At 62.0% G+C, this 18,589-nt stretch carries 22 protein-coding genes and 1 riboswitch; of the genes, 1 reads left to right on the plus strand and 21 read right to left on the minus strand.

Annotation, left to right across the window (positions count from 1 at the left end):
• Position 1 precedes the first annotated feature (1 nt).
• The 12 genes from ACQKIK_RS11670 to btuB are packed head-to-tail and all read right to left on the minus strand — an operon-like array spanning position 2 to position 11,307.
• Positions 2 to 733, minus strand: coding sequence for an adenosylcobinamide-GDP ribazoletransferase (locus ACQKIK_RS11670; protein ID WP_499136059.1), 732 nt, complete (start codon positions 731 to 733; stop codon positions 2 to 4).
• Positions 718 to 1,311 (minus strand): alpha-ribazole phosphatase family protein, encoded by a 594-nt coding sequence (gene cobC / locus ACQKIK_RS11675; RefSeq protein WP_499136060.1) that lies wholly within the window; start codon positions 1,309 to 1,311, stop codon positions 718 to 720. The genes ACQKIK_RS11670 and cobC overlap by 16 nt, the downstream gene beginning before the upstream one ends.
• Positions 1,308 to 2,357 (minus strand): nicotinate-nucleotide--dimethylbenzimidazole phosphoribosyltransferase, encoded by a 1,050-nt coding sequence (gene cobT, locus ACQKIK_RS11680; RefSeq protein WP_499136061.1) that lies wholly within the window; start codon positions 2,355 to 2,357, stop codon positions 1,308 to 1,310. Before cobT ends, cobC begins: the two co-directional genes overlap by 4 nt.
• Positions 2,354 to 2,875 carry a bifunctional adenosylcobinamide kinase/adenosylcobinamide-phosphate guanylyltransferase gene (gene cobU / locus ACQKIK_RS11685; RefSeq protein WP_463286038.1) on the minus strand — a complete coding sequence of 174 codons (522 nt, stop codon included), beginning with the start codon at positions 2,873 to 2,875 and terminating at the stop codon, positions 2,354 to 2,356. Before cobU ends, cobT begins: the two co-directional genes overlap by 4 nt.
• Positions 2,872 to 4,341: a cobyric acid synthase gene (locus ACQKIK_RS11690; RefSeq protein ID WP_499136062.1), complete on the minus strand. Its 1,470-nt coding sequence runs from the start codon at positions 4,339 to 4,341 to the stop codon at positions 2,872 to 2,874. The genes cobU and ACQKIK_RS11690 overlap by 4 nt, the downstream gene beginning before the upstream one ends.
• Positions 4,338 to 5,330, minus strand: coding sequence for a threonine-phosphate decarboxylase CobD (gene cobD, locus ACQKIK_RS11695; RefSeq protein ID WP_499136063.1), 993 nt, complete (start codon positions 5,328 to 5,330; stop codon positions 4,338 to 4,340). Before cobD ends, ACQKIK_RS11690 begins: the two co-directional genes overlap by 4 nt.
• A complete protein-coding gene (gene cbiB / locus ACQKIK_RS11700) occupies positions 5,323 to 6,234 on the minus strand; it encodes an adenosylcobinamide-phosphate synthase CbiB (RefSeq protein ID WP_499136064.1) in 912 nt (303 codons plus the stop codon). Before cbiB ends, cobD begins: the two co-directional genes overlap by 8 nt.
• Positions 6,231 to 6,881, minus strand: a complete 651-nt coding sequence (bluB, locus tag ACQKIK_RS11705; protein WP_128119152.1) for a 5,6-dimethylbenzimidazole synthase — start codon at positions 6,879 to 6,881, stop codon at positions 6,231 to 6,233. The genes cbiB and bluB overlap by 4 nt, the downstream gene beginning before the upstream one ends.
• Positions 6,878 to 8,173 (minus strand): cobyrinic acid a,c-diamide synthase CobB, encoded by a 1,296-nt coding sequence (locus ACQKIK_RS11710; RefSeq protein WP_046162244.1) that lies wholly within the window; start codon positions 8,171 to 8,173, stop codon positions 6,878 to 6,880. The genes bluB and ACQKIK_RS11710 overlap by 4 nt, the downstream gene beginning before the upstream one ends.
• Before the next feature lie 46 nt (positions 8,174 to 8,219).
• Complete coding sequence (gene cobO / locus ACQKIK_RS11715; protein WP_499136065.1) at positions 8,220 to 8,831, minus strand: cob(I)yrinic acid a,c-diamide adenosyltransferase; 612 nt, start codon at positions 8,829 to 8,831, stop codon at positions 8,220 to 8,222.
• Positions 8,828 to 9,397 (minus strand): hypothetical protein, encoded by a 570-nt coding sequence (locus ACQKIK_RS11720; protein ID WP_499136066.1) that lies wholly within the window; start codon positions 9,395 to 9,397, stop codon positions 8,828 to 8,830. Before ACQKIK_RS11720 ends, cobO begins: the two co-directional genes overlap by 4 nt.
• A gap of 38 nt (positions 9,398 to 9,435) precedes the next feature.
• Positions 9,436 to 11,307 (minus strand): TonB-dependent vitamin B12 receptor, encoded by a 1,872-nt coding sequence (btuB, locus tag ACQKIK_RS11725; protein WP_499136429.1) that lies wholly within the window; start codon positions 11,305 to 11,307, stop codon positions 9,436 to 9,438.
• 113 nt (positions 11,308 to 11,420) lie between these two features.
• A riboswitch (cobalamin riboswitch) is annotated at positions 11,421 to 11,637 on the minus strand.
• 159 nt (positions 11,638 to 11,796) lie between these two features.
• Between btuB and ACQKIK_RS11730 the strand changes: the two genes are divergently transcribed.
• Complete coding sequence (locus ACQKIK_RS11730; protein ID WP_463307616.1) at positions 11,797 to 12,600, plus strand: metallophosphoesterase family protein; 804 nt, start codon at positions 11,797 to 11,799, stop codon at positions 12,598 to 12,600.
• Positions 12,601 to 12,648: 48 nt separating this feature from the next.
• On the opposite strand, the gene nhaD is transcribed toward ACQKIK_RS11730, so the two are convergent.
• The 9 genes from nhaD to cydB form a co-directional block, all read right to left on the minus strand.
• Entirely contained in the window at positions 12,649 to 13,914 is a 1,266-nt protein-coding gene (nhaD, locus tag ACQKIK_RS11735; RefSeq protein ID WP_499136067.1) for a sodium:proton antiporter NhaD, read from the minus strand.
• A 161-nt stretch (positions 13,915 to 14,075) separates the two neighbouring features.
• Entirely contained in the window at positions 14,076 to 14,396 is a 321-nt protein-coding gene (locus ACQKIK_RS11740) for a hypothetical protein (protein ID WP_045425909.1), read from the minus strand.
• Between the two features lie 72 nt (positions 14,397 to 14,468).
• Positions 14,469 to 14,999 (minus strand): C40 family peptidase, encoded by a 531-nt coding sequence (locus tag ACQKIK_RS11745; RefSeq protein WP_499136068.1) that lies wholly within the window; start codon positions 14,997 to 14,999, stop codon positions 14,469 to 14,471.
• Positions 15,000 to 15,082: 83 nt separating this feature from the next.
• Positions 15,083 to 15,730, minus strand: coding sequence for a C40 family peptidase (locus ACQKIK_RS11750; protein WP_499136069.1), 648 nt, complete (start codon positions 15,728 to 15,730; stop codon positions 15,083 to 15,085).
• Between the two features lie 245 nt (positions 15,731 to 15,975).
• A complete protein-coding gene (locus ACQKIK_RS11755) occupies positions 15,976 to 16,443 on the minus strand; it encodes a cytochrome b/b6 domain-containing protein (protein ID WP_499136070.1) in 468 nt (155 codons plus the stop codon).
• Between the two features lie 14 nt (positions 16,444 to 16,457).
• A complete protein-coding gene (locus tag ACQKIK_RS11760) occupies positions 16,458 to 16,919 on the minus strand; it encodes a group II truncated hemoglobin (RefSeq protein WP_499136071.1) in 462 nt (153 codons plus the stop codon).
• A gap of 70 nt (positions 16,920 to 16,989) precedes the next feature.
• Complete coding sequence (locus tag ACQKIK_RS11765; protein ID WP_499136072.1) at positions 16,990 to 17,283, minus strand: cyd operon YbgE family protein; 294 nt, start codon at positions 17,281 to 17,283, stop codon at positions 16,990 to 16,992.
• Positions 17,264 to 17,389 carry a cytochrome bd-I oxidase subunit CydX gene (cydX, locus tag ACQKIK_RS11770; protein WP_046162254.1) on the minus strand — a complete coding sequence of 42 codons (126 nt, stop codon included), beginning with the start codon at positions 17,387 to 17,389 and terminating at the stop codon, positions 17,264 to 17,266. Before cydX ends, ACQKIK_RS11765 begins: the two co-directional genes overlap by 20 nt.
• Positions 17,390 to 17,444: 55 nt before the next feature.
• The gene (cydB, locus tag ACQKIK_RS11775) at positions 17,445 to 18,587 is read right to left on the minus strand and encodes a cytochrome d ubiquinol oxidase subunit II (RefSeq protein WP_499136073.1); all 1,143 of its coding nucleotides are present in this window, start codon (positions 18,585 to 18,587) and stop codon (positions 17,445 to 17,447) included.
• Positions 18,588 to 18,589 lie beyond the last annotated feature (2 nt).

The raw sequence follows: 18,589 nt of genomic DNA on the forward strand, positions 1-18,589 counted from the left end.
CCTAGCCCAGCAGCGCCAAGCCGACCAGCACCGCACACTCCACCAGCTCCAACAACGCACCAGCAGTGTCACCCGTGGTACCGCCCAACCGCTGAACCAGGGCGCGGCGCACCAGCAATCCCACGCAAGCGGCAACGGCCAGCGCAACCCAACCACCAGCACCCATCAGGACGCCACCGAGCACAATCAGCCCCAACACCAGCCGCGCTTCTGATCGCGGCATGTGCTCGGCCAGGGCCTGGCCCAAACCGCCGGGCCGCACGTAGGGTGTAGTCAGAAACAACCCCAACATCGCGCTTCGCCCTACCAGCGGCACCGCCAAAATCACCCATGGGTTGCCTTGCGCAAGCAGGGTCCATAAGGCGACGAATTTCAGCAGCAGGACTAACACCAGCACGGCGACCGCAACCGGGCCGCTGCAGGGGTCTTTCATGATCGCCAGGGTTCGCTCCCGGTCGCCGAAGCCGCCCAGCCAAGCATCCGCACTGTCGGCGAGGCCGTCGAGGTGCAGCGCACCGGTGAGCCAAACCCACGCGGCCAACAGTAAAGCGGCCTTCAAGGGCGGCGCCGCATTGCCGAGAGCCATGCCGAGCAAAAAGAGCATGCCGCCGAGCAGCAACCCCACCAGCGGGTAATACAGCAGCGACCTGCCGATCTGCTGCGGCTCGGGCATGCCGCGCAGCCGTACCGGGAGGCAGGTGAGAAACTGCAGCGCGATCAGAAAGGCCTGCATCGTTCTTCCAGCCAGAGCGTGGCGTCGGCGAACCCGGTTCTCAGCCCGAACAATGCCCCATGACTGACCTCAACCTGCAGCAGACATTCGCGCGGGAACCCACGCGCCTGCGCCAGGAGCAGCCGCATCACGCCCGCGTGCGTGATCAGCAATACGCGTTCGCCTGCGCATCGATCGGTCAGCCGCTCGATTGCTGCCAGCACGCGGGCCTCGAAGTCAGCGACGGGCTCCGCCCCGGGAGGAGTGAAGCCGTACGGGTCGCTCCAGAAGCGGCCCAGGGCTTCGCTCTGATCCACCATCAGGTCCGCAGCGGTGCGCCCTTCCCAATCGCCGAAGTCCAGTTCGCGAAGGTCGGGTTCAAGTTCGAGCTCAAGTGACCGTTGCTCGGCGAGCTCAGCTGCGAAATCCGCGCAGCGGCGCAGGGGTGAACTGATGATGCGGTCCCAGGGCCCGGCGGCGACAACGGCTGCTCGCAACTGCTGCCAACCTGTTGCGGTGAGGGCATCATCCAGCCGCCCGCGAAAACCGCCGCCGGCTTCGGTTTCACCGTGACGCAGCAACTCCAGCTGCACGCTCATGAGTGTTTCACCGCAACGGCGGCTTCTTCGAATGTGGCCATACCGTCGTGCAGCGCACAGGCCATCCGGAGCAGCGGAACCGCCAACGCCGCGCCGCTGCCCTCGCCCAGACGCAGGCCAAGGTCGAGCAACGGCTGAGCATCCAATGCGCCGAGCACAGCGACATGGCCTGGCTCAGCCGAGCGGTGGGCGAACAGCAGCCAGTCACGACAGGCTGGGTTCAGACGCACCGCACACAGCGCCGCCACACTGCAGATAAAGCCGTCGACCAGCACAACGATGCCTTGCTGCGCGCACGCTAAATAGGCCCCAGTGAGCGCAGCGAGTTCGAAACCACCGAGCCGCTGCATCCAGCCGAGGGTGCCGTGCGATCCCGCGTGCAGCGCCAGTGCCCGCTCGATGACTACACGCTTACGCGCCACTCCAGCCTCGTCCAAGCCGGTGCCTGGCCCCGCCAATTCGTGCGGCGCGCAACCCAGCAAAGCGCAGGCCAGCGCGGCCGCAGTAGTGGTATTGCCGATGCCCATCTCGCCACCAATGAACAGCTCGCTCCGCTGCTGTTGCGCCCGCAGCACGCTGTCGCGCCCGGCCTGCATGGCGAGCTGGCAGGTCTCGGCACTCATCGCCGATTCCTTGGCGAAATTGCGGGTGCCCGGCCCCAGCGAAAGATGGCGCACCCGAGGCAACGACAACGCAACCGCCGTGCCCAAATCAACCACTTCCAGGGTCGCCTCGAGCTGCTTCGCCAGCACACTGATCGCTGCTCCACCGTTGACGAAGTTGGCAAGCATCTGCCCAGTCACCGATTGCGGGAACGCCGAGACGCCTTCTTCGGCAACGCCATGATCACCCGCAAAAATGGCGATGAAAACGTGCTCCGCTGACGGACGAGCGCGACCCTGCAAAGCCGCCAACTGCGGCACTACCGCTTCGATACGTCCCAGCGAACCCGCAGGCTTGGTCAACAGGGCATCGCGCTGGCGTGCCGCCTGGCGTGCCGCTTCATCCGGTACCCGGCAGGGTTCCAGCCACCATTGCTTGTTCAAAGCGCCGCTCCTTTCAGGGTCATTGGCAAACCCGCCACGGTAAACACCACGCGCTGACAACGCTCGGCGAGGGCCTGGTGCAACAGGCCCGCCTCATCGACATATCGGCGAGTCAACTCCCCCAGCGGCACCACGCCCAGCCCTGTTTCGTTACTGACCAATAGCACCCGCCCCGGTAGGTCAGCGAGGCACTCAAGCAAGGCCTCACGTTCTTCCGTCAGGCGAACCTGGTCGTCCAGCATCAGCAGATTGGTCAGCCAAAGCGTCAGGCAGTCCACTAGCAGGCAGCGGTCCGCACGGGTGTGTTCACGCAGGACAGATGCCAGCGTCAGCGGTTCTTCAATCAAGGCCCAGCTGGCGGGGCGCCGGGCACGGTGATGAGCGATGCGTTCGTTCATCTCGCCATCCAATGGCTGGCTCGTGGCGATATAGGTAACCGCCAGGCCACTTTCAACCGCAAGCCGCTCGGCCAAACGACTCTTGCCGGACCGCGCGCCGCCGAGGATAAGTTCGATCATGCATCCGTCTCCGTTGGTAGGCCGCAAAGCGTCAGCAGTCGCCCGACATCCAAGTGCTTCTCGACCAGGTCCGCCAGACGTTCGATGTCGCGTTCTCGCAATGCCTGGTAGTCGACCCGCTGCGGCCTCTCCAGCCCCGCCCAGCGCAACAGCGCCTCGCAGGCAGCTGGTGACTCGAACAGGCCGTGGAGGTAGGTGCCGATCACCTGACCGTCCTCGCTGATAGCACCATCCGGGCGGCCATCGTCGAGTCGTACGGCGGCACGCTCCAGTGCCGGTCCGTCACTGATACCTGCGTGAATCTCGTAGCCGCTGATCTCGACGTCATCGATTCCCAGTCGTCCATGCACGTTCCGCAGCTGCTTGTGGGCAGCCAGCGTTGTGGAAAACCGAAGCAATCCCAACCCGTCGCTCTGCCCTGCTGGCCCTTCCAGGCCAAGCGGATCAGCAATGCATTCGCCGAGCATTTGCAGTCCGCCGCAGATTCCGAGCAGCTTGCCGCCGTAACGCAGATGCCGCTGTATCGCCGATTCCCAACCTTGCTCGCGCAGCCAGGCAAGATCCGCCCGCACGCTTTTAGAGCCCGGCAGGATAATCAGATCGGCAGGCGGCACTGCTTGTCCGGGCCCAACAAAGCAGAGATCAACCTGAGGATGCAAACGCAGCGGATCGAAGTCGGTGTGATTGCTGATTCGCGGCAGCACCGGCACCACGACCTTCAAGGTCTGCTTGTTCTTCGCGGACTGACGCACGTCGACGGCGTCCTCTGCTTCGAGGTGGAAATCCATAAGGTACGGCAGCACCCCGAGAACGGGCTTGCCTGTACGCTGTTCGAGCCAGTCGAGGCCCGGCTGCAGTAGGGCAATATCGCCGCGAAAACGGTTGATCACGAAACCTTTGACCCGCGCCTGCTCACTGGGGCTGAGCAATTCCAGCGTGCCGACCAAGTGCGCGAACACGCCGCCCTTGTCGATATCGGCGATCAGGATCACCGGGCAGTCGACCGCTTCGGCGAAGCCCATGTTGGCGATATCGTTGGCGCGCAGATTGATCTCGGCCGGCGAACCCGCGCCTTCGACCATCACCACCTGATAGGCATCGCGCAGGCGCCGGTGCGAAGCCAGCACCGCCTCCATCGCCACGCGCTTATAGTCGTGGTAGGCCACGGCATCCATGTTGCTGACGGCGCGACCGTGGATGATCACCTGCGCACCGACATCGCTGTTGGGCTTGAGCAGGATGGGATTCATGTCGGTATGCGGCGGCAATCCTGCGGCCTGGGCCTGCACCGCTTGTGCGCGGCCGATCTCGCCGCCGTCAGCGGTTACCGCACTGTTCAGTGCCATGTTCTGCGGCTTGAACGGCACGACGGCGACACCTTGGCGCTTGAGCCAGCGACACAGCGCGGTCACCAAGGTGCTCTTGCCGGCATCGGAGGTTGTGCCCTGAACCATCAAGGTGCTCATGCGCTCAACGCCTGATAATTGCTCAGCGCCCGCGTCAGCCTCGCCCATCCCGCTTCGTCTGCCGGCAGCCCGAAGCGCACACTCGGCGGATGTAGAAAGCGGCGCACCAGAATGCCCTGGCAGGCTAGAAACTCGCGGAGCATCGTCGCCTCCTCCGTTACAACCCAGTGGAAAAGCCCGCAGCCGCCGGCAGGTGACAACCCGTGCTCTGAGAGCAGCTGGGCGAGACGCGCGCTGTCGCCGAGCAAGCGCTCGCGTTGACGACGCTGCCCGTCGCGATCGGCAAGCAATACGCTGCCAATGAAGCGTGACGGGCCGGCAATCGGCCATGGCCCGAGTGCATCGCTCAGCACAGACAGCAAACTCTGTTCCGCCAGCACGAACCCGAGCCGCGCACCGGCCATACCAAAAAATTTGCCGAACGAACGCAGCACAATCAGCCCCGGCAAATGGCTATGGGGCGCCAGGCTGTGAGACGGGGTCGGATCCATGAACGCTTCGTCAACGATCAACCAGCCGCCACGCTCGGCAAGACGGCCATGCCAGGCGAGCAGTTGCTCCGGCGGTAAAAGCCGGCCGGTGGGGTTGTTGGGATTGACCACGACCAGCACGTCAAGCCCATCGAGCGCCCGCGGCACACTGCCCTCGCTGAATTCGCTGAGACGATGTCCTTCGCGGCGCCAGGCCTCGGCATGTTCCGCATAACAGGGCGAGACGATTCCGACCTGCAATGGCCTGCGCAAGCGCGGCAACATCTGGATCGCAGCCTGAGAGCCAGCCACTGGCAACAGCGAGGCGGCACCAAAATAGCCCTGCGCAGCTGTCTCCAGTTCGTCTTCGGTTTCCGGCAGGCGTAGCCAGGCTTCGGTGGGAATGGCTGGCAGATCGAAACCGTATGGCGCAATGCCGGTAGATAGATCCAGCCAGTCGTGCAGCGGTATATCAAAGTGCTCGGCCGCCCTACGCAGTTTTCCGCCGTGCTCAAGCATCCAGCCAGCCTCCAAGCAGCAATGCCAGCAACCAAAGACCGACGCCGGCCCAGACCATGTCCAGTGCGCGCTCGATATCTCGAGCCTGAGGCGCTTCGCCTTCTCCGAGCACGGGTCGATGATGCACCTCGCCGTGGTAGACGGCTGGACCGCCCAACGCCACGCCTAACGCACCGGCGCCAGCAGCCATTACCGGGCCGGCGTTGGGGCTGTCCCACAGCGGCGCTTGCGTGCGCCAGCAACGCCAGGCTCGCCGCGTCTGGCCCAACAGCGCATATGTGAGCGCAACCAGCCTGGCCGGAATGAAATTCAACACATCATCGATACGCGCCGCGGCCCAGCCGAATCGCTCGAAGCGCTCGTTGCGGTAGCCCCACATGGCATCGAGCGTATTGCTCAGCCGGTACAGCACCACACCGGGTGCGCCTGCCAGCACGAACCAGAACAGCGCGGCAAATACCGCGTCGCTACCATTCTCCAATGCAGACTCGGTCGCGGCTCGGGCGACACCCTGCTCGTCGAGCTCGCGTGTATCGCGGCTGACAATGAAACCGACGCGCTGGCGCGCTTCAGCCAAGTCACCCTGACGCAGCGCCCGTGCTACCGGTAGCAGATGGTCGCCAAGGCTGCGCAGTCCCAAAGCCATGTAGAGCAAGCAGATCTCAACCAGCCAGCCAACAGTCGGCAACGAACCGAGCAGCCACGCCACTGCCGTCAGCGGCAGCACGGCGAGGCACCAGGCGGTAACGCCATGGCTGCGCCAGCCGCGACCGCCGGGGCCGTTGAAGTGATGTTCGAGCCGATCGGCCAGCTTGCCGAACGCAACCAGGGGATGGCCGCGACGGGGTTCGCCGAGCAGTACGTCGAGTGCAACACCGCCCAAGCAGCTAAGGGCAACGCTCATGACTGCTGGCCCCAAAGGTTGTCGAATAGCAACTCACAGAGCGGTCGCGGCTCGGTCCAGCCTTCGAGCGCAAGCATTGGCGCAGGATAAAACTCAGCCACCGGCCCCAAGCAGATCACCGCAACGGGTTTAGCCCCAGCGGGCATCTGCAGCAGATCCGCCAGTGCCTGGGGATCAAACAGCGATACCCAACCCATGCCCAGGCCCTCGGCCCGCGCTGCGAGCCAGAGATTCTGGATCGCGCAGGCGGCCGAAGCGAGGTCCATTTCCGGCAGCGTGCGACGACCAAACACGTGTGTCTCGCGGCCATCCATCAGCGCGACGACCAGTAGTTCGGCGCAATCGTGAATGCCCTCGACCTTGAGCTTCATGAATGCCTCGCCCCGCTCGCCCAGCGCAGCGGCAGTGAGCAAGCGCTCCTCCTCGACTAGCCTGGCAATGGCGCTGCGCAAGTCGGGACGGCTGATGCGAAGAAACCGCCAAGGCTGCATCAAGCCCACGCTAGGCGCCTGATGCGCGGCCTCGAGCAGGCGCGCCAGCAACTCGGGTGCAACCTCGCCTCCGCTGAAATGCCGCATGTCACGACGTTCGCCAATCGCCCGGTAAACGCCGGCGCGCTGCTCCGCGGTAAAGGCAAACTCGCTCATGGACTAAGCATCGCCGCAGCCGCGAACGGATCGGACGGCATGTAGAAATGGATGTAGGAAGCCGTCAGCCGGTCCTGCCGGTAAACCGCCTCGGCCGTGCGCTTGTAATTCGGACATTCACCTCGCGCCAGCGGCTGCATCGGCGACTCAAGGGAAGAATGGTGAAAGGTGTGGCCGCGCAGGCGCCCTTCCGGCAGCTGTACTTCCTGCAGCGCCATCGCGGTATAACGCTTCTGCATCGTCGCTTCGCCGGGCATCAGGCCAAGCATGCTTTCACGCACCCCATCCTGGCCGGTCAGGCCGTCGAGCAGATAGAGCATGCCCCCGCACTCGGCAAGGGTCGGTTTGCCCGCTTCGTGATGGGCGCGTATCGCCTCAGCCATCGTGCGGTTTCTGCTCAATGCCCGCATATGCAGCTCCGGGTAGCCGCCCGGAAGATACAGACTGTCGACTGCGGGCAGGCGGGCGAATCGCAGTGGCGAGAAGAACAACAGTTCTGCACCGAGCGCTTGCAGCAGGTCGAGGTTAGCCTGATAGACGAAGGAGAAGGCAGCGTCACGTGCCACACCTATACGCACACCGCTCAACAGTTTCGGCAGCGTCTCGGGTGCCGGTGGTGGAAAGCTGATCGCCGTCGGCAGTCTGCAATCCGCGCTCGCCGCCAGAGCGTCGGCAGCCGCGTCGAGCCGGGCGTCCAGATCTGCCAGTTCCTGCGCCTGTACAAGCCCCAGGTGGCGGCTGGGCAGGCCTACCGAATCGCCGCGCGGCAGGGCTCCGAACCAACCAATCTGCTTTGGCAAACAGTCGCGCAGGATCTCGCCATGGCGACTGCTGCCGACCCGATTGGCCAACACACCGGCAAACGGAAGATCCGGCTGATAGCTGGCCAAACCGTGAGCCAGCGCCCCGAAGGTCTGCGCCATGGACGATCCATCGACCACCGCCAATACCGGCACGCCAAACTGCCGCGCCAGATCGGCAGCCGACGGCGTGCCGTCAAACAGCCCCATCACGCCTTCGATGAGGATCAGGTCAGCATCACGCGCCGCTTCCCATAGCAGGCGGCGGCTTTCAGCTTCCCCCACCATCCACAGATCGAGTTGATAGACCGGGTGACCACTGGCACGGGCCAGCACCATGGGATCGAGGAAATCCGGGCCGCACTTGAAGACACGCACGCGTTTGCCTTGGCGCGTATGCAAGCGAGCCAGGCCAGCGGTCACGGTCGTTTTACCCTGGCCGGAGGCTGGCGCGGCAATGAGCAGCGCCGGACAGTCATGTGGCGTATTCATTGCCATCCCCAGCGCTCAGCAACTGCGTATGCCTTGATTGCAAACATCAGAACTCGATTCCCTTCTGCGCCTTCACGCCAGCTTTGAAGGCATGTTTGACCAGGCTCATTTCAGTCACGGTGTCGGCTGCCTCGATCAAACCCGGCGGCGCGCCGCGGCCGGTGACCACCACATGCTGCAATAGCGGTCGCGACTCGATGTCAGCGAGGATCGGGTCGAGCTCCAGATAGCCGTACTTAAGGGCAATGTTCAGCTCATCCAGCACGACAAGACCAACGTCCGGATCAGCCAGTAGCTGTGCGGCGACGTTCCACGCCTCCTTTGCCTTGGCGATGTCACGCTGGCGGTCCTGGGTTTCCCAGGTGAAGCCTTCCCCCATCACGTGGTAGCGGACCTCATCAGGAAATCGACGAAAAAAGCGTTCTTCGCCGGTACTGGCCGCGCCCTTGATGAACTGAACCACGCCCACCTTGATGCCATGACCGAGTGCGCGGGCGACCATGCCGAACGCCGAGCTGCTCTTGCCTTTGCCGTTACCGGTATGCACCAGCAGCAGGCCGTACTCGTCCTGCGCTTCGGCGATCTTCTCGTCGACGACTGCCTTCTTGCGTTGCATCCGTGCCTTATGGCGATCATCGCGTGCGCTGGACTCATTCATGCGCGAGCGCCTTCACGCTGTGCGCTCCAAGCACGCAGGCCGACGAACATGACCGCTGCGGTTCCCACATACAGCGCCAAGTTACCCAGGTAGCGCGGGTAGTACACGCCAATGCGCTCGGCCAGCTGCGCCAGACTCGGGTCTGGATAGCGGCCGGAGAAAAACAGGAAACCGCCGCCCGAAAACAGGTAGCACACGAAGGCACTGAGCACCACGACGCCCGCCAGCAATGCCAGGCTGCTCAACTGGTCACGGTGCAAGCGCGCGTAAGTGCGCCCGCCGAGATACAGCGAGCCGTAGGCAGGCACAAGCATCCAGTACGCCGGTGACATGCAGTAGCTGCTGACGCCCTGCCATTCGATGGCGGCGAAATCCAGCAGCGACGCCTCGACGAACAGAGCCGGAAACACCCAGCGCGGCGCCAGCAGCACACCCGCCAGAAAGAACACCGCCCATGAAGCGCTTGGCAAATTTACCGAGGCGAAGTGTTGGCCACGGGTCATAGCCATCAGCACCGCCAGCGCAATACCGACAGCCAGTTGGGCTCTTGGGGACAGTTTTATCATCGGTGTTCTCCTTTGGGGCAACGCGCCAGCGGGCGCGATTAGAGTGCCTGGTAGCGGATCGTGAAATGGATCGCGCGGCCTGGCTGTTCATAGGTCTGGGCGGTTTCGTAATCGCGGTCGAACAGGTTGCTCAGCTTTGCTTGCAGTCGCCAGGCATCATCGAGACGGTACTCACCACGCAGGTCTACGAGGGCGTAGCCGGGCAAACGCTCGGCTTCGGTATTGCTGGATTTGTCGAAACGCTCACTCGCTGCGTACAGCGTTGTGCCGACAGCAAAGCGGCCAATGGCACGGTCCAGGACGACATTCAGCGTCCGTTTGGCGCGCCGCGGCAGCAGATGCCCGTGATTGGCTTTGCTACGGTCCTGCGGGTCGAGGACGGTCACCGAGGTGACGACATCCCAGCCCAGCAGCTCGGTGCCGACCACGCCTTCTATCCCGCGAATGCGCGCCACATCGACGTTCTGCGGCTGCATCGGACTGCTGCCACTCCAGATGATCAGGTCCTCAATCTGATTTTCGAACGCGTTGAGGCTCCACTCGCCCCATTGCTGCTCACCCTTCAGGCCCAGCTCATAGCTTTGCGACTCTTCCGGCAGCAGGTCAGGATTGCCCGCCGTGAAGCCGGTGTCCGGTGCGTAGAGATCATTGAAAGTGGGCGCCTTGAAAGCCGTGCCGTAGGACGCGCTCAGCATCAGGTTGTCGCGCAGGTCATAGCTCCAACCGAGATTGCCGGTGTCATGGTTCCCGAACTGCTCGTTGTCATCGCGACGCAGGCCAGCCAACAAGCCGTGGCGGCCGAAGCGGCCCTGATACTGCAGGTAGGCGCCCTTGTTATCGCGGGCGTCCACTGCATAGTCGTCCGTGACGTCGATGCGGTCTTGCTGGTAATCAAAACCCAGGGTGAGCAACTGGTCGTCGGCCACGCTGAAGTCGTTCTGCCAATTGAAAGAATCACGCTTGGTGTCAAAGCGAGAATAGAAACGACCGTCGCGGAAGTTGTCTGTGTTGTCTTCGCTGTGACCGGCCTGCAGGGTCACCAACCACGGCTCGAGCGGCTTGAATCGTGCCCGGCCACCGATGACTTGCTGGCTTCCGTCGCTATAGGCGAAGCGACCTGTCGCACCTGAGGTAGACCGAGAGTCGTAGTCACTGTGGGTGTCGACGTGAAGCCAACTGCCGTCCAGCTCCAATCCATTGTCGAAGCGATATCCACCTCGCAAGGCACCGGAGAGCTCGCGATAACCGTCCGCATCGGGTTCGTAGGAGCGTGGTGCTGACGGCCGATAGGCCCTGGAATTGATACCGTCGGTTGACGCGCTCGCCACGCCGAGATTGAACCATCCGGCACCCTGGCTACCGGATATGCCTGCGGTACCGTCGAAGCTGGAGCGGCTGCCCGCGCCAGCGGAAAAATAGGGCTTGAACCCTTCGCCCTCTCCTCGCCGCGTGAAGATCTGCATGACGCCGCCTACCGCTTCCGAACCGTACAGGCTGGAACGAGGGCCGCGGACCAGTTCAATGCGCTCGATTTGCTCGACAGGAATGTTCTCCAGCGATGCACCGCCTGATGTGGCCGAACCGATTTTCACCCCATCGACCAAAACCAGCAGATGCTGGCTGCTGGTGCCACGTACATAGACGGCCGAAGTCTTGCCACGGCCGCCGTTGGCGGCCACATTGACGCCCGCGAGGCCGCGCAGCAGTTCGGAAACGCTCTGCGCCTGGCTGCGTACAATCTGTTCGCGAGTAATGACGCTGGTGGAAGCAATACGGCTGAGCGCCTGCTCGGTGCGCGTGGCTGTAACCACCTGGTCGTTGAGGTTCAGCGGTTGGACCGGCTGAGCATGGGAAAGCGAAACATAGCCAAGCAGCAGGCACGCCGCTGGGGTGCTAAGGGTCTTGCAGATCAAGTTCAGGTCTCCGTCGTGCCCGCCGCACGACATCAGTCGATAAGGGAAGACGGAGAATGCGAAAGGAGCGCAGGTGCAAGCAGCCGCACCCCGATCAGCGCCCGCCGCACTGCCGTGGAATGCGACAGGCCGGTCTCCGGGCTTGCGAGCGGATGCCTTGCATCCCGGAACCGCGGCCTTCCCATGCCTGTGGCACAGTGGCTGTGAGCGGTGTCCTGTCTCGCCTACCGTTGCGGGGGCAGCGCCGGAATCTTCATCGAATGAACCGGCTTCCCTGTTTCACCCACTGGCTTTTAGCCAGGGGGCACCTGAAGCAGCGCGGAGGTTAGTCCAAGGCCCTGCACAGCGCAACCGAAAGCGATCAGGGCCAACGCCGCAACACGTTTCGATACCGCTGCCTGCGATTTACCGGAACGCCGGGCGCCGAATGGCTTCGAATGCAACAATGCCACCCGTCACGCACACCAGACGAGAATACGCCCACCCATGACCAGCATCGTGCAGATTTCCGACACCCACTTCGGCACCGAACAGGCCGCCGTCGTGCAAGCCATGGAAGACCACGTGCGCGAGCATGGCGCAGATCTGCTGATCTTTTCCGGCGACATCACGCAGCGCGCCAAGGCCGAACAGTTCGCCGACGCCCAGGCCTTCGTCAAGCGCCTGCATGGTCACGGCATCCCAGAAGCGCTGGTGATTCCGGGTAACCATGACATCCCGCTGTACAACGTCTTTGCTCGCTTCCTCATGCCCTACCGCAACTATCGCCGCCACTTCGGTGAGGATCTGGAGCCAACCTTCGAGAATGACGAGATGTTGGTGATCGGTCTCAATACCACCCACCCACGGCGGCACAAGGATGGGCTGGTGACGGACGAGCAAGTGCAGGCCGTCACGCGGCGGCTCAAGCAGAGCGATCCGAACAAGGTGCGTATTGTCGTGGCGCACCAGCCTTTCGGCGCGATGGTGCTGAGCGATCTGAGCAATCTGCAGCACAACGCCGATGCTGCGCTGCACCGCTGGGCCGATGAAGGATTGGACCTGGTTATGGGCGGGCACATCCACCTGCCCTATGTATTGCCGTTGTCCAAGCAGTACACCGCGCTGTCACGGGAGATCTGGATGGTTCAGGCCGGAACCACCCTGTCATCACGAGTCCGTGGTACATCGCCGAACTCGTTCAATCGTATGAAGCTGCACCCTGGCGCTGACAAGAAGGTCTGCGTCGAACGCTGGGACCTGCTCGATGATCAATTTGTGCTCGGTTCGCACTTCAACCTGCACTGGTAAGCGCGGCAGCTCACCCAACGGCTATGAGCGACCGCGCCCAAGCGCGACTCAGCCCAGCGCGCCCGCCACCACCAGGCCGGTCAGATAGACGCCGGCGAAGCCAAGATTGAATGCGATGAACAGGTACAGGCTGTACTTGAGATAGCTACCGAAGGTGAGCCCCGGCACCTTGCTCATGGCCACAATGCCCGCCGCGGACCCGATGACCAGCAGCGAACCGCCCACGCCGACTGCATAGGTAAGCACCATCCACTCGGCAATCCCCATCTCGAGCCCAGACTTCAGCAGTGCAGCGGTCAGGGGTACGTTGTCGATCGCTGCGGACAAGATGCCCATCAGGTAGTTGGCCACCACTGCAGGCACCTGATCGTAGATTTGCACCAACCCATCGAGCACATGGATTTCCTTGAGCATGCCGACCAAGAGCAGGATGCCGAGGAAGAACAGCAGGGTCTCGAATTCGACTTGGCGTACGTATTCCAGAATCGGATCGGTTTCGATGTCATCGCTGAAGAAGCGCGCCACCAGAAACATGATCGACAAGCCGGTCAGGAAGGTCAGCACGGGCGGTATCTGGAAGAAGAAGTTACCAGCGATGGTGCACAGAATAGTGCCAAGGAAAATCAGCGCGATGGCAATATCGACCCGGCGGACATCGGTGCGATGGCTTTCCACCACCACCTGACCGTTCATGCCCAGCGAGAGCATCGCCGCCAGCAGCATGACCGCCAGAAACGCCGGAAGCGCCAACAGCAGCAGTTGCAGAATCTGTACTTTCCCCGCAAGGAAGATCATCAAGGTGGTTACGTCACCAGTGATCAGCGCCACGCCACCCGAGTTAACCGCAAACACCACCAGCGCCGCATATTTGATGGTCTTTTCGGCGCTGAGCTTGAGCGACATGATCAGCGTGATCGATACCAGCGTGGCGGTAATGTTGTCCGCCAACGAGGAAAACACGAAGCAGAACGTCGCGGTCAGGAACAGCAACTGCCGTTCGCTGATTTGTTTGGGCAGGACCAGATAGATCAGGTTTTCAATCAACCCTTTCTTGTTCAGATAGGCGACGAAGGTCATCGCGGCGACGAGGAATATCCACAGCCCGGCGATTTCGGCAATGTTCTCGTTGAGGCTTTCCAGGACCAGATCGCGCTCGGCGCCTTCTGGGGAAAAAATGAACAGCAACATCCAAGCAAAGGTGCCAAAAAACAGCGTGACCTTGGCTTTGTTGATGTGGGTGATTTCTTCAAGAACGACACCGAGCAGAGCGGCAACGGCAAGGCCGATCAGCACGTACTGAAGTATTTCAGGCATGGGGCACCTAGGGCATAAGGGGAACGGTTTGTGCGCAGGATGCGCACCCGAGAAGTTGGGGCGCCGATCATAGCCAAAGTGCGACAACTCGACACCTGGCAAATGTCAAACCGGAGAGTATTTCGAATTATTCCGACGCGCTGACCCAGACGCGGTCGAAACTAATGGCGCGGCACGAACCCGGCCGGCTTGGTCGACAGCCAGTCCACAAAGGTGCGCAGACCTGGATCGGCCAATAATGCATCGCGGCTGTTATAGCGGAGCGCCAGCTCCTTCTCGCTGAACAGGCGATGAATCTGGTTATGACAGGGCCGGCAGACCCACAGTGTTGCGGTGATTCGTTCTTCGCGCCCGAATCGTTTGCGTACGTAGCTTTTGCCGTGTAATGCCTTGGGAATCAGGTGATGGCGGGTCAAAGGCGTCTGACGTAGGCACAGCTCGCACGCTTCAGGTGGGTCAGGCAAACGCAGGAGAGGCGTCATCTAACGATTCCACAGTCGCAGCCCCAAACAGAAAGTAGTGACCGCGCCTGTCATGTTCGGCTCCAGCCAGCGTTACGGATTTTGCGCGAGACGCTCACTGTCGAGCACGCGCTTGGCGCTGAGGTAGTTCTTCTGCCAGTAACTGTTGGAAAGACTGTCCAGACGTACCGTTCCGCCGGTTGAGGGCGCATGGACGAAACGCCCTTCGCCGACATAGATGGCCGCGTGGCTGACACGACGCCCGCCGCTGGTGGCAAAGAACAGCAGATCACCCGCTTTCAAGTCATTACGCCTGATAGTGGCGCCCCGCATGGCGTTCATCTCACGAGTCGTACGTGGCAAAGCGACACCGGCCGCGCCTCGGTAGACATAGTTGATCAGACCGCTGCAATCGAAGCCGCCATCCGGGGTGTTGCCGCCGTAGCGATACGGCGTACCGACCAGACCCAAAGCGGAGAACAGAACTTCCTCAGCTGTGCCGGGAAAGTGTTGGGGTGGTGGTGAAGGCGCGACGACGATGGGCTCGACCGGTGCTTGGCTGGAACAAGCAGCAAGCAGCATCGCGGCCAGCAGAACAGCTGTAGAACGAGCCAGAGAAGGCATGGCAGAGCAGTCCAGACAAATGAGCCATCACTCTGCCGGCATGCGGAAGTGGATGCAAGCCTGATGCGGGCCTATCTCAACACTCAGTGATGAGTGGGGATGGTGCTTGAATTATGGGCCAGCGCCAGGACGCGCTTGGCTTGCATGAAGCTGGAACGCCAGTACTTGTCATCAAGGCTATCGACGCGAACGCCGCCGCTGCGACTGCTGGACGAGTGAATGAACTGGTCACCGCCAATGTAGATGCCGGCATGGCTGACCTGGCCGCGCCCGCGGTTATTGAAGAAGACCACATCGCCCGGCTCCAGCTCGCTGCGTTTGATCTTCGGCGCATCCAGATTGATCATTTCGCGGGTCGAGCGTGGCAGCTCGATGCCAGCCTCCTTGCGAAACAGGAAGCTGACGAAGCCACTGCAATCAAAGCCGGTTTTTCTGGAGCTACCACCATAGCGGTACGGGGTGCCCACCAGCGTGAAACCGCGCTCAAGCAGGCTGTCGGCCAGAGCCGGCAACTCGTAGCTCTCGTCATCGGCGAACTCAGGAAGTTGCTGCTCGGTGGGTTCGGCTGTTACCGCTTCAGGGTCGGCATCCGCCTCCGACGTTGCAATCGGGAAATCGAATTGAAAGCGCTGCGTCAGCAGCGGACTTTCGGTTTGCTCCGGCTGCATGGCACAGGCCGTCAACAACGTGATCAGAGCAAAGGGCAACAGGGGTGCGAGGCGTTGGCGCATAGCACTGACAGGCCGGGAAGTCGAAAGTGGCGAAACTATGCCTGCCATCGTTCCGATGAGCAAATTCTATTGCGGAAAATGTGACCGACTAGCTGCGACAAAACGTCTAAGCGACCTGCACTTCAACTCACAGTTGATCATCCGTCGCGGCGATTTTCTCGGCCCAAACCGAAGATCGTCCCTAACAGGTTATCGCCTCTGAGTTGGTGGACCACAGCGAACATTACGTGGCCATACCAGTAGTATCAGAGCAGCTGGCCGAAGAATTTATGCTGCAAGGTGTAGCGGGTGAACGCCAAACCATCGGCTGGTGGGCCGACGTGCCCGGGCGGAATAATCGCGAACAGAACCATACCGGTAGCTGCACAGCCGCTGAGTGCCAGCAGGCCCAGCCCATGCACGAAGCTGGAAAGCCCACGACGCGGGCCGCTTGGCGGCAACTTGCCGTGCACCAGATCAAAACCCTCACGCAACACCATACGGCGCCCGTCGCGCCCCCACGGAAACAAGCGCTGCAGGTCGTACACGGCATAGCTGTAAAGCCAGAACAGCAGCACGATCAGTGCCGCCAGCATGCCGACCAACCGATGCCAGGGAAACAGGTATTGGCTACCAGGATCAGACATCCACAAGCTGCTGAACTGCTGGAACATCGCGGTCACGGCGACGGCCCAGTGCAACAGGCGCAACTTGATATCCCAACGTTCAGCCATGATCGTCCCGCTGTTCAACGCCCACAGCGCTCGCCCCAAGGCGTCGAGGCCGAGCAGCCGAAGCCGCCACCATCGCAAGTACGTGGCGCATCATTGCGCAGCATCTCGGCCATTTGCATGATCGCCTGCTCGAGGCGATCCCTCAGGCTGGCGTCCATGGTGATCTCTGCCAATGCTTGGCGCATGCACAGCATCCACTGGTCGCGCTCGGCCTCACCTATCTGGAAAAAGCGATGTCGCATTCGCAGCCGCGGATGGCCGTGCTTTTCAATGAAGCGGGAAGGTCCGCCCAGCCATCCGGAGAGAAAGTCGAAGAGCCGCTCGCGGATTTGAGTGGTATCCGCGCAGTGCATGGCGCGCACTGTCTCGACGCTGGGCTCGCTGAGCATGACGTCATAGAAGCGGTCGACCAACTGGCGTAGCGGCGTATCGCCGCCCAGTTGCTGGTAAGGAGTGGGCTCAACGGTTGCGTTCACGTATTGCTCCTCTGAATAAGCCGAACCGGTTGCAAAGAACTGTGCCGCCGCGGCAGATCGGCCAGCCGCGCTACTGCTGCGCACGCCACAGGATCAGGTAGCCAAGCCCCATCAGCAGCCAGGCGGCGGCTGGATGGAACAGCAGGCGCCAAAGCCAATGCTGCGGCACGAAGCCGACGCCATGAATGAAGCCCGCCGATATGCCCCACATCACCAGCATCAGCCGCGAATGGTCATATCCACCTGCTCCGTCGAGCATCGCCGCAGGGTGAATCAGCAGCAGCAGGGCCAGCGGCGTGGCCAGCAGCAGCGAGAGCACGCAACCGGGCCTGCGGTAGAAGACGCTATTGGCTGAGCCGATCACTGCTCAGCTCCGCATCGAGGTCTTGGGTCGCTTCGAACCAGAGCGCGCTGATGATGCCGAAACTGCAAGCCAGCAGTACGCCGAGAATCCAGGTGAAGTACCACATGATGATTTCTCCATTGGGACGTCAGAGCCAGGCGCGCTGGCGCCAAGCCAGGGGTTCAGTACAAACCGTGCGGGTTGGCTTCGATGGTCTTATCGTTTAGCCGGCCCCACATGCGGATATAGCTCCACAGCGTGTAGCAGAGAATCAGCGGCACGAAGATGCAGACCACGACGAACATGATGCCCAGCGTCTTGTAGCTCGAAACGGCGTCCCACAGGGTGAGGCTGGAGGCCGGATCGAGGCTTGACGGGAAGACGAAGGGAAACAAGGCGAAGCCCGCGGTGCAGATGCTGCCGACAATCATCAGACTGGTACCGAGGAAGCTCACCCCGCCGCTGTTGCGACGGGCGCCCAGCAGCGCTATCAGCGCGCCGATGATTCCGGCGATTGGTGCGATCTGGGTGCTGGGGTAACGACTGTAGTTGCCGAGCCAACCCGCGTTGTCCTGCATCACCTGCTTGTCCAGCAGGGGATTGAGCGCCGCCCCCGGATCCGTGACCGATAACTGGTTAAAGCCTTGAATGCCGAACGCCAGCCACAGGCCCGCCCCGACGAAGCCAATCAGAAATACCAGCGCACACAAGCGGGTGGCCAGACGCGAGCGCTCGCCCAATGCACCTTCAGTGCGCATCATCAGCCAGGCACCGCCATGGGCGCAGAGCATGCTCAGGCTGACGATGCCGCAAAGCAGCGCGAAGGGGTTGAGCAAATCGAAGAACGAGCCGTGATAACTGGACCGCATCAGCTCGTCGAGCTGGAACGGCAGGCCGAGAAACAGGTTGCCGAAGGCCACACCGAACACCAGCGCTGGCACCGCGCCTCCGACGAACAGAGCCCAGTCCCAGGCACTGCGCCAGCGCGGGTCTTCCACCTTGCTACGGTAGTCGAAGCCCACCGGCCGGCAGAACAGTGCGAAGAGCACCAGCAGCATTGCCCAGTAAAGCCCGGAAAACGCCACTGCATAGACCATCGGCCAGGCTGCAAACAGCGCACCGCCAGCGGTAATGAACCACACCTGGTTGCCATCCCAGTGCGGCGCAATCGTATTGATCGCCACGCGACGCTCGTTATCGGTCTTGCCGACGAAAGGCATCAACGCCATGGCGCCCATGTCGAAGCCATCGGTCAGAGCGAAGCCGATCAGCAACACGCCGATCAATACCCACCAGATGAGCTTGAGAACTTCGTAGTCGAACATCT

The organism is Pseudomonas sp. NPDC047961 (genome assembly GCF_050272435.1).
Lineage (GTDB): Bacteria > Pseudomonadota > Gammaproteobacteria > Pseudomonadales > Pseudomonadaceae > Stutzerimonas.

Bases quoted from the DNA above. Each gene is read 5' to 3' on its own strand.
- cbiB (WP_499136064.1), bottom strand. From the start codon at position 6,234: ATGAGCGTTGCCCTTAGCTGCTTGGGCGGTGTTGCACTCGACGTACTG.
- ACQKIK_RS11670 (WP_499136059.1), bottom strand. From the start codon at position 733: ATGCAGGCCTTTCTGATCGCGCTGCAGTTTCTCACCTGCCTCCCGGTA.
- ACQKIK_RS11710 (WP_046162244.1), bottom strand. From the start codon at position 8,173: ATGAATACGCCACATGACTGTCCGGCGCTGCTCATTGCCGCGCCAGCC.
- cobD (WP_499136063.1), bottom strand. From the start codon at position 5,330: ATGCTTGAGCACGGCGGAAAACTGCGTAGGGCGGCCGAGCACTTTGAT.
- ACQKIK_RS11720 (WP_499136066.1), bottom strand. From the start codon at position 9,397: ATGATAAAACTGTCCCCAAGAGCCCAACTGGCTGTCGGTATTGCGCTG.
- ACQKIK_RS11750 (WP_499136069.1), bottom strand. From the start codon at position 15,730: ATGCGCCAACGCCTCGCACCCCTGTTGCCCTTTGCTCTGATCACGTTG.
- cydB (WP_499136073.1), bottom strand. From the start codon at position 18,587: ATGTTCGACTACGAAGTTCTCAAGCTCATCTGGTGGGTATTGATCGGC.
- nhaD (WP_499136067.1), bottom strand. From the start codon at position 13,914: ATGCCTGAAATACTTCAGTACGTGCTGATCGGCCTTGCCGTTGCCGCT.
- ACQKIK_RS11755 (WP_499136070.1), bottom strand. From the start codon at position 16,443: ATGGCTGAACGTTGGGATATCAAGTTGCGCCTGTTGCACTGGGCCGTC.
- bluB (WP_128119152.1), bottom strand. From the start codon at position 6,881: ATGAGCGAGTTTGCCTTTACCGCGGAGCAGCGCGCCGGCGTTTACCGG.
- ACQKIK_RS11730 (WP_463307616.1), top strand. From the start codon at position 11,797: ATGACCAGCATCGTGCAGATTTCCGACACCCACTTCGGCACCGAACAG.
- cydX (WP_046162254.1), bottom strand. From the start codon at position 17,389: ATGTGGTACTTCACCTGGATTCTCGGCGTACTGCTGGCTTGCAGTTTC.
- cobC (WP_499136060.1), bottom strand. From the start codon at position 1,311: ATGAGCGTGCAGCTGGAGTTGCTGCGTCACGGTGAAACCGAAGCCGGC.
- cobO (WP_499136065.1), bottom strand. From the start codon at position 8,831: ATGAATGAGTCCAGCGCACGCGATGATCGCCATAAGGCACGGATGCAA.
- cobU (WP_463286038.1), bottom strand. From the start codon at position 2,875: ATGATCGAACTTATCCTCGGCGGCGCGCGGTCCGGCAAGAGTCGTTTG.
- ACQKIK_RS11740 (WP_045425909.1), bottom strand. From the start codon at position 14,396: ATGACGCCTCTCCTGCGTTTGCCTGACCCACCTGAAGCGTGCGAGCTG.
- ACQKIK_RS11690 (WP_499136062.1), bottom strand. From the start codon at position 4,341: ATGAGCACCTTGATGGTTCAGGGCACAACCTCCGATGCCGGCAAGAGC.
- ACQKIK_RS11745 (WP_499136068.1), bottom strand. From the start codon at position 14,999: ATGCCTTCTCTGGCTCGTTCTACAGCTGTTCTGCTGGCCGCGATGCTG.